The 8,405-nt window shown below is 55.3% G+C and carries 9 protein-coding genes; 3 read left to right on the forward strand and 6 right to left on the reverse strand.

The annotated features are described in order from the left end of the window. Window positions 1-254: 254 nt before the first annotated feature. The gene (locus WBP50_RS10410) at window positions 255-425 is read left to right on the forward strand and encodes a hypothetical protein (RefSeq protein ID WP_423934215.1); all 171 of its coding nucleotides are present in this window, start codon (window positions 255-257) and stop codon (window positions 423-425) included. Window positions 426-509: 84 nt separating this feature from the next. Here WBP50_RS10410 and WBP50_RS10415 read toward each other — a convergent pair whose 3' ends face one another. From WBP50_RS10415 to WBP50_RS10435, 5 genes are all read right to left on the reverse strand, one after another. Continuing rightward, entirely contained in the window at window positions 510-1,205 is a 696-nt protein-coding gene (locus WBP50_RS10415) for a TIGR04283 family arsenosugar biosynthesis glycosyltransferase (RefSeq protein WP_423934217.1), read from the reverse strand. A 46-nt stretch (window positions 1,206-1,251) separates the two neighbouring features. Beyond that, complete coding sequence (locus WBP50_RS10420) at window positions 1,252-1,905, reverse strand: TIGR04282 family arsenosugar biosynthesis glycosyltransferase (protein ID WP_423934219.1); 654 nt, start codon at window positions 1,903-1,905, stop codon at window positions 1,252-1,254. Between the two features lie 27 nt (window positions 1,906-1,932). Next, on the reverse strand, window positions 1,933-2,988 hold the full coding sequence (arsS, locus tag WBP50_RS10425; RefSeq protein WP_423934222.1) for an arsenosugar biosynthesis radical SAM (seleno)protein ArsS: 1,056 nt from the start codon (window positions 2,986-2,988) through the stop codon (window positions 1,933-1,935). Between the two features lie 268 nt (window positions 2,989-3,256). Beyond that, window positions 3,257-4,618 carry an FAD-dependent oxidoreductase gene (locus WBP50_RS10430; protein WP_423934224.1) on the reverse strand — a complete coding sequence of 454 codons (1,362 nt, stop codon included), beginning with the start codon at window positions 4,616-4,618 and terminating at the stop codon, window positions 3,257-3,259. A gap of 124 nt (window positions 4,619-4,742) precedes the next feature. Beyond that, window positions 4,743-4,937 carry a hypothetical protein gene (locus WBP50_RS10435; RefSeq protein WP_423934226.1) on the reverse strand — a complete coding sequence of 65 codons (195 nt, stop codon included), beginning with the start codon at window positions 4,935-4,937 and terminating at the stop codon, window positions 4,743-4,745. A gap of 238 nt (window positions 4,938-5,175) precedes the next feature. Here WBP50_RS10435 and WBP50_RS10440 point away from each other — a divergent pair, with 238 nt between their 5' ends. Both WBP50_RS10440 and WBP50_RS10445 read left to right on the forward strand, forming a co-directional pair. Beyond that, the gene (locus tag WBP50_RS10440) at window positions 5,176-5,703 is read left to right on the forward strand and encodes an Lrp/AsnC family transcriptional regulator (protein WP_292003690.1); all 528 of its coding nucleotides are present in this window, start codon (window positions 5,176-5,178) and stop codon (window positions 5,701-5,703) included. A 66-nt stretch (window positions 5,704-5,769) separates the two neighbouring features. Then, a complete protein-coding gene (locus tag WBP50_RS10445) occupies window positions 5,770-7,908 on the forward strand; it encodes a glutamine synthetase III (RefSeq protein WP_423934230.1) in 2,139 nt (712 codons plus the stop codon). A 64-nt stretch (window positions 7,909-7,972) separates the two neighbouring features. Here the strand turns inward: WBP50_RS10445 and WBP50_RS10450 are convergent, their stop codons facing one another. Next, window positions 7,973-8,392, reverse strand: coding sequence for a secondary thiamine-phosphate synthase enzyme YjbQ (locus WBP50_RS10450; protein ID WP_423934231.1), 420 nt, complete (start codon window positions 8,390-8,392; stop codon window positions 7,973-7,975). Window positions 8,393-8,405 lie beyond the last annotated feature (13 nt).

Here is an 8,405-nt window from a genome sequence, read left to right on the forward strand (position 1 = left end):
AAGCTGAAGGATGGTGTGGAAAATGCTCTGGCTACATTACGTCTGGCTGTTCACAATACTGCCGAGAAGTTCAAGGATTGAGACTGGCGGCAAAACTGATGCCGCAGGCTGGCTCCCCGAAAAAAAAGTGCTGCCGGGGAGCTGCAGCCCCTGAGTGTTTTTCGTCCATTCGAAAAACCGGGCTGAACCGGAGTGCAAGGGCCTTTGAAAAGGCCTGACGTTACTTTATAACCAACATAAAACAGGAGACGGCGATGAAAATCTATACGCTATTAATGGTCATGCTGGTGGTGCTGGCAGGTTGCTCGACTACATACAAGGGTTCCATAAAAGGCGCCAATAACCAGCAGGAGACGAAAACCGGCAGCACCCTTGTGCTTAATGCGACAGGGAGCAACTCTTCCGGTATCGACGTAAGCAGATAACCATACCATGCTTATGCACGCACAGAGCCCCGCAATCGCCGGGGCTTTTTGTTGTCCGGTTCTTCCGTATCGCATTGCCGCGGGTTACGATTCGATAGTATCGTGGTAGTAGCGGACAATGCTCTCCTGATCGGCCCCGAGGGCGTACATGAGATGAATGGCGCCGAAGATCGCCTGGAGGCGCAGCATGCCGTTCCTGTGGTACTTGCGGGCGGAGGTGACGACGTGACTGTCGAGGATGTGAAAGGCGCTTCGGCCCTCGATGCGCCTGATGATGTCGATATCCTCCATTACCTGCATGTCAGGGTCGAATCCACCGATGGACAGGAACAGCTCCCTGGTGATGAAGAGCGACTGGTCGCCGCCGCGGCAGATGGGAAGGGGAATTCTGGTGAACCAGCCGAAGAGAGCCATGATGGGGTGCGGATCGTCGAAGTGCATCTGAAAGCATCCCGCCTTTTTCCCGCTTCGAACCGCTTCGAGAATGTCATCGACAAAACTTTCCGGCGGCAGGGTGTCGGCGTGCAGGAAATAGAGAAGGTCATGGCGGGCCAGAGCCGCCCCCGCGTTCATCTGCCGGGCTCGTCCTTTTTCCGGGCGGCATAGCACGACGGGGAAGCCCGATACGATCTCCGCCGTCCGGTCGTTGCCCGCGTCGCAGACTATGATTTCCATGTCGCCGTATTTTGCGGTGACGGCGAGCAGGGTTTCCAGCGTCCGGGCGATGCCGGCCTCTTCATTGTATGTAGGGATGACGATGCTGATGCCGGAACCGGACATAATAGATTTGTATTGTTTTTCAGAGGGTTCGCTCCCTCCGTTACCGTCAGGCCGCTCCGCCGGAGCTTTTCAGTATTTCCGGATTCCACAACCGGCTCTGTTTCAGATCCTCCAGGGTGTCGATGTCCTGCAGTTCCTGCAGCAGGGTGTAGGACGTTCCGGTGTTGTCAAGCAAGTCGATGCTTTCCTGCAGCACCCTGCCGTGACTCCAGGAGCGCTCAAGAAAGAGTTCGGGATGAGTGCTGTTCAAACCTATAAGATAGAACCCGCCGTCTTTTGCCGGTCCGAGTACGGCGTCATGGTTTTCGAGCGCCCTGAAGGCGCTCTCGATAATACCAGGGTCGATGTCCGGGCAATCGGTTCCGATAAGCACGACGTGTCGGAAGCCGAGGGAAAAGCCGGTCGTAAAGGTATGGTGCATGCGATCTCCGAAGTCGAGGCCCTCCTGCAGGAAAGCCGATGTGCCGGCCGCCAGAAAGCAGTCCTGGCCTGGAATGTCGTCTGAATAGAACACGGCTTTCTCGGCATGGCATGCTCTTGCGACCCCGGCGGTATGCTCCCGTAGCGTCCGGTACACCTGCAGTGCGCTTTCGGACCCGATAGCCGCACCGAGCCGGGTCTTGACCCGGCCCGGTACCGGGTTGCGGGTCAGTACCGCGAGCAGCCGATTCCCGTTTTCAGGCATATTGGGCATATTCATGGTTTTTCAGTCGATCCGGCAACATGATCACAGCAGGCAACCCTGACAGCTCGATCCCGCCCCCGCCGTACATCCGTAGCAGTGCTGTCCGATGGCGATCAGGCGTTCACGGAGCCGCTCTTCGTCGAATCCGCTGATGTTGCCTGGCGCGGGAACGCGCATCCGGAGCCCCAGCATCTGATTGAAGTCGCAGTCGTACAGGGTGCCGTCCCAGCCCACAGAAACCGTGGTGCGGCACATGAGGTTTTTCACGGCGTCGGGATTGAAGTGTCCGGCCAGCAGATGCATGTAGCTGCAGTAGCGTCCCTCTTCGAGCAGTGATTCGAGGAAACGGCTGACCGGCATGTTGGTGATGGTGTAGAGGTGGCTGAACCCTATGCCGTAGTCTTCTTGCAGCTTCCCGTGATAGTCGGTTTCAAGCGCCTGCTGCTGGCCGGGCAGGGAGGGGCCTCCCGGATTGAATACCAGGTTCAGCGCGAGGCCGCTTCCTTCTGTTCCATATCCCAGCGAGTTCAGCATCTGCAGGGCCTCAATCGAGCTATCGAACACCCCTTCGCCGCGCTGGGCATCCACGTTTTCGCGGGTGTAGCAGGGAAGCGACGCGATGATCGAAACGCGGTTATCACGGTAGAGCTCGCCATAGTGCCGGTATTTTGTTCCGGCCACGAGGATCACCAGATTGGTTCGCACGAGAATCTCGCCCTCGGGCATGATTTTTCTCGCCTCCCGGATAAACCAGGGAAGTTCGGGGTTCATCTCCGGCGCGCCTCCGGTAATATCGAGCGTGCGGATGCCGCTCCGCCGGAGTGCTTCCAGGCAGTGCAGCATGGTTTCACGGCTCATCATTTCACTTCGGTCGGGTCCTCCGTCAACGTGGCAGTGGCGACAGAGCAGGTTGCAGCGATATCCTGTATTGACTTGCAGAACGGTGGTTCCATCGGGCCGGAGAGGCTGTATGCCGGCTTCGGCAAGTTTCGAGGCGAAAGCGGGGATGCTGCAGTCGGTCTTTTCAAGCACCCGGATCTGTTCCGTACCGTCGGCAAGAGCGCTTTTTCGTTTGTGAAGCGATGGCTGCATGGTCATGAAGGGATGATGTTGGTATTGCCGTACTGTTTTCTGTAACACCGGGAGTGCGTGAAAACGTTCGAGTCAGTAGCCAGGAGTCAGGAGAAGATGGTTTCGCAGGAGCGGATATATCCGTAGCTCAGGGTGTACCCCCGAGCATAGGAAATTAACCCCAAAAACGGGTTTTCGTTCTTTGGGTCCTTGTTGTCCTGTTCGTCCCATTCGTCCCTTCAATCGAGAGATGACGGGACGAACAGGTTCCCGTTCCGGCTGATTCGCTCTGTGTTCAGGCGCCGAGGCGGGTATGGACCTTTTCAGCCACCTGCCTGCCGCTGAGGGCTGCGCCTTCCATCGAGGCGAGGTAGCGCTGATAGGTATAGTCGCCCGCAAGAAAGAAATTTTTCACGGGGCTTGTCTGGTCGGGGCGGAACTTGTCCACGTCAGGCACGGCCTTGTAGACCGACTGGGGGATTTTTACGATGGTGGACTTCAGCAGTCTTGCGTCGCGCGAGAGCGGGAAGCGGTCGTGAATGTCTTTCATCACCAGTCTGGTGATCACCTCGTTGGGGAGATCCATCAGCTGGTGGGCCGGTGCAAGCACAAGGCTCATGACGCTTCCTCCCTGTGCCGAGCCCATGCCTTTCTGGAAATCGTCCGGGCAGGTGACCGAGACGTCGGCAAAGGTGGCGAAGGTGGTGCCCTGCGAGAACATGAGATTGTCCGTTGCGGTGATTTTCCGGTCGAACCAGAGCTGGCAGTTGGCGACCGGGCTGCCGACGAATTGGTGCAGGTTGCGGAAGTAGGCATGATTAAACCACTCGCCCGGCACGATGTTCTTGATATTGTGTACCGGAAGAGCCGAGATGTAGGCGTCGGCCTCGATTTTCTGGCCATCCTGAAGCACCGCTTGCTTGACGGTTTCGTCGCTGTTGAGTTCGAAACGGTTAAGCTTGGCATCCACAAAAATTCTGCCGCCTTTCATCTGGATGTACTGGCGCATGGGTTCGATCATCGAATCGCCTGGGTTTTTCCGGAAAAAGGCGAATTTTGTTGCGGCATAATCGGTACCGAAGTACTTGAATATGGTAATCATCGGGCGGGCGCTGATGACGTTGGGCTCGATGAAGTTCATGGCAAGCGCGATCGCTCGCCAGAGTTTTTCCAGGGAGTGTTCCGATGCGCCTCTCAGACGGTGCCACTCCGAATAGGTCATATGGTCCTGGCTGCGGAAATACTCCTCGTTGCCGGCAAGTGCGGGGTAGAGTCCCCTGATAAGGGAGATCTTGTCCCACATGGTGAGAAAATCGGCCTGCATGCCGCCAACAACTTCCGCCCAGGGGCTCGGGAGATTGGCTTTTTTGAAGAACGACTGCTTTCCGTCCGGTTCGGCATAGATGAGCGAGTGTTCTTTCCAGAGGTAGTTGTCGGCAGCGCCGACTTTTTTGAGGTACTGCTGAAGCTGCGCATAGCCGCCGAAAACGATGTGCAATCCCGATTCAATGGAATCGCCGTCGCTGTCTTTCCAGACAGAGACCTTTCCGCCCAGCACCTTGCGTTTTTCGTACAGTTCTACACTATGTCCCCGGTCTACCAGTTCAATGGCTGCGCTCAGTCCTGCTACACCTGCACCAAAGATTGCTATTTTCACCGTGTTCAGATATTAATCGTTAAGGATAATGGAGGGGTTCCGGATCAAAGGCCAAATATAAAAATTACTTATTCCGTTTAATAACAGGGCCTTCCGGCATGTGAAAAGAGCACGCTCCCGGAGCTTATTTTCTGAGCGAGGAGAGCAACCGGTCAAGTTCCGTTATGAATCTGCCGCCGAGCCTGATGGACTCCTTCACGATGAAGCGGAGGTCATCCATTGCCGCTCTCGGAGGGGCGGGAGGAAATCCGGTCTTTTCAACCGGCTTCGTATGTGTGTTCTCTGGAAACGTTCCGGTATCGCTCTGTTCGCCTGTCATGACCTGGAAAAATCAGATTGCAGCAGTGGAGATCGCCTTTGCTCCGTATATTGTAACAAAATACGACAAGAAGATAAAATAACTGCTTTCTCATCCGTTGTTCGTGTTTTGTCCCGGAGCCCTCGCCCTAATTTTTTTAGGATAAAAACCGCAAAACTGTGATTTTTTAAGAATAAAAGTTTTTTTACTCCCTGTTTTTGTGTAGTTTCTACAAAAGCGAAATAAATACACTTCTGTTATGTCCGGACATCTTGATCTGATCGACCTTAAAATTATCGAATCTCTCGGAGAGAACGGCAGGCTGCGCTTGAGCGAGCTGGCCGAAGTCGTCGGTCTTTCGATTCCCTCTGTAAGCGAACGTCTTGACAAGCTTCAGAAGAACGGCATTATCCGCGGGTTCACCATGGAGGTGGACGAGAGGACGCTGGGTTTCGACATTCAGGCATTTGTCCGGGTGAGGATCGATTCGTCGAAGCATTACAAGTCTTTCATGGAACATGTCATGAAAGAGGATGAGATTATGGAGTGCTTTTCCGTGACCGGTGAGGGATCGCATATCCTGAAGGTCATGACCCACAACACGGGTTCGCTCGAGCAGTTTCTTTCGCGCATCCAGAGCTGGCCGGGTGTTCTGGAAACCAACACCAGCTTTGTGCTGTCGCAGCTGAAGAAAAACAAGAAGATCAGTGCCGAGATTGTCAGAAAAAATCTGCAGGATCGCCAGGTATTGATTACATTCGATGAAAAAAAATCAAGAAAGTTATAGTTTTTAGCTTTATATTTTCGTTCTAAATGGTAAAAAAGGTAATAAAATAAGGAGGATCATTTGAAGATGGATAGTAAAGTGCCGGTTTCGGGTTATTTCGGGGCAATGACCTTCGATCAGAAGGCAATGCGGGCAAGACTGCCGAAGGATGAGTTCAAGGCTTTGCAGGACACCATTCGTGCCGGCAAGAAAATAACCGGCGAGATCGCCGGTGTTGTCGCTCACGGCATGAAAGAGTGGGCGATGGAGCATGGCGCGACCCATTACACCCACTGGTTTCAGCCGATGACCGGTTCGACGGCCGAAAAGCATGACGCGTTTCTGTCGATCGATCGTGACGGCACCCCGATCGAACGTTTTTCAGGCGAGCAGCTCATCCAGGGTGAACCTGATGCATCCAGCTTCCCGTCAGGCGGCATGCGCACGACCTTCGAGGCCCGCGGTTACACCGCATGGGATCCTTCGAGCCCGGCTTTTCTCATGAAAGGCGGCAGCGGCCTCACCCTCTGCATTCCGACGGTCTTCATCTCCTATCACGGTGAAGCCCTCGATTCCAAAACTCCGCTGCTCCGTTCGATGGATGCGGTCAGCAATTCGGCAATCAGGCTTCTTGATCTGCTCGGGTCCACCGGCGTTTCACGCGTCAAGACATTTGCCGGCTGCGAGCAGGAGTATTTCCTTATCGACAAGAAGTTCTACTCCGAGCGTCCCGATCTGATCATGTGCGGCCGTACCCTTCTGGGCGCGCTTCCTCCGAAAGGCCAGCAGCTCGAAGATCACTATTTCGGGTCCATCCCCGACCGTGTGCTCGACTTCATGCAGGAGGTTGAGCATGAGCTCTATCTGCTCGGCATTCCGGCCAAAACCCGTCATAACGAGGTCGCTCCGCACCAGTTCGAAATCGCTCCGATCTTTGAAGAAGCCAATATCGCCGTCGATCACAACCTGCTCGTCATGGAGGTTATGAGAAAAGTCGCCGACAAGAAAGGCTTCGCCCTCCTGCTCACCGAAAAACCCTTTGCGGGCATCAACGGATCGGGCAAGCACAACAACTGGTCGATCGGCACCAATACCGGCATCAACCTCCTCGATCCGGGTGATACCCCGACCGAGAACATCAACTTCCTCGTTTTCCTTATCGCCGTGCTCAAGGGCGTTCACAAGCGGGCCGATGTACTGAGAATGTCCATCGCCAGCACCGGCAACGACCACCGTCTCGGTGCCAACGAAGCTCCTCCGGCCGTTGTGACCGTGTTTCTCGGTGAACAGCTCGAAACCGTTCTCGACGCCATCGAAAGTGGCAAGGTTGACCTCAAAACCGAAAAGCAGGTGCTCAACCTCGGGCTTTCGCAGGTTCCGCTTCTCAACAAGGACTACACCGACCGTAACAGAACCTCGCCATTCGCCTTCACCGGCAACAAGTTCGAGTTCCGGGCCGTCGGTTCGTCGCAGGCCGCTTCCGTGCCGAACATGGTGCTCAACACCCTGATGGCCGAGGCTCTCGATGAGCTTACCGACGCCATCGAAGCGAAGATCGCTGCCGGAAAGGACCGCGATTCCGCCGTTCTCGAAGCGATTCGCGAAGGAATCACCGCAACGAAGGATATCCGTTACCCTGGCGACAACTACAGCGAGGCTCTCCAGGAAGCCGCAAGAGTGAGAGGTCTTCCGAATCTGAAGAACACTCCGCAGGCACTCCGCACGCTCGAAAAAGCCGACGTCAAGGGAATGTTCGTCAAATACGGCGTCCTGACCGAGCAGGAAATCGAATCGCGCCTGAACATCCGTCTCGAACGCTATGTCAAAGGTATCGACATCGAGGCCCGTACGCTGCAGCTCATGCTCAAAACCCTCGTTATTCCGGATGTTTCGGAATACCAGGGCGATATCGGCAGCTCATTCAACAACCTGCTTGCCGCCGCCGAGGCTATCGGTCTTTCCGAAGGTGCTGTTGCCAGCCAGGCAAATCATCTGAAGAACCTTGCCGAAAACCTTTCGCTGCTGATCGACCTTACCGCCGAGCTTGATGAAGCCGTCGAGAAGATTGAAACCATCGAAAGCGAGTTCGGCAAAGCCGACTACTGTGCCGACGAACTGCTTCCGCTCATGAGCGAGGTTCGTGCGGTTGCCGACAGGCTCGAACTGATGGTCGACCGCAGCCGCTGGCAGCTGCCGACCTACTCCGAAATGCTCTTCGAGCACTAAGAGAGTCCTGTTCAATACTACAAGCGCCGAGGGCCTGCAGATGCAGGCCCTCGCTTGTTTTACCCTATTCGCCGATAATCTTCACCAGCACCCGCTTCTTTCGCATTCCGTCGAACTCGCCGTAGAATATCTGCTCCCAGGCCCCGAAATGCAGTTTGCCCTTCGTGACGGCAATGACAACCTCGCGGCCCATGATCTGCCGCTTGTGGTGCGCGTCGCCGTTGTCCTCTCCGGTCATGTTGTGGCGGTACCGGCTGATCGGTTCGTGCGGGGCCAGCTCTTCGAGCCACCGCTTGTAATCCTGATGCAGCCCCGGCTCGTTGTCGTTGATGAACACCGAAGCCGTGATATGCATGGCGTTGACCAGGCAGAGCCCCTCCTGGATGCCGCTCTCCTGAAGCGCTTTCTCAACATCGCCGGTAATGTTGACGAAGTCCATTCTTGAGGGCACCTGCATCCATAGTTCCTTGTGGTATGATTTCATCGCGGGTGGTTGA

This window comes from Chlorobium sp. (assembly GCF_049593655.1).
Taxonomy (GTDB): domain Bacteria; phylum Bacteroidota; class Chlorobiia; order Chlorobiales; family Chlorobiaceae; genus Chlorobium.

Coding starts and splice junctions, on each gene's coding strand:
- WBP50_RS10410 (WP_423934215.1), top strand. CDS start 255: ATGAAAATCTATACGCTATTAATGGTCATGCTGGTGGTGCTGGCAGGT.
- WBP50_RS10415 (WP_423934217.1), bottom strand. CDS start 1,205: ATGTCCGGTTCCGGCATCAGCATCGTCATCCCTACATACAATGAAGAG.
- WBP50_RS10420 (WP_423934219.1), bottom strand. CDS start 1,905: ATGAATATGCCCAATATGCCTGAAAACGGGAATCGGCTGCTCGCGGTA.
- arsS (WP_423934222.1), bottom strand. CDS start 2,988: ATGACCATGCAGCCATCGCTTCACAAACGAAAAAGCGCTCTTGCCGAC.
- WBP50_RS10435 (WP_423934226.1), bottom strand. CDS start 4,937: ATGACAGGCGAACAGAGCGATACCGGAACGTTTCCAGAGAACACACAT.
- WBP50_RS10440 (WP_292003690.1), top strand. CDS start 5,176: ATGTCCGGACATCTTGATCTGATCGACCTTAAAATTATCGAATCTCTC.
- WBP50_RS10445 (WP_423934230.1), top strand. CDS start 5,770: ATGGATAGTAAAGTGCCGGTTTCGGGTTATTTCGGGGCAATGACCTTC.
- WBP50_RS10450 (WP_423934231.1), bottom strand. CDS start 8,392: ATGAAATCATACCACAAGGAACTATGGATGCAGGTGCCCTCAAGAATG.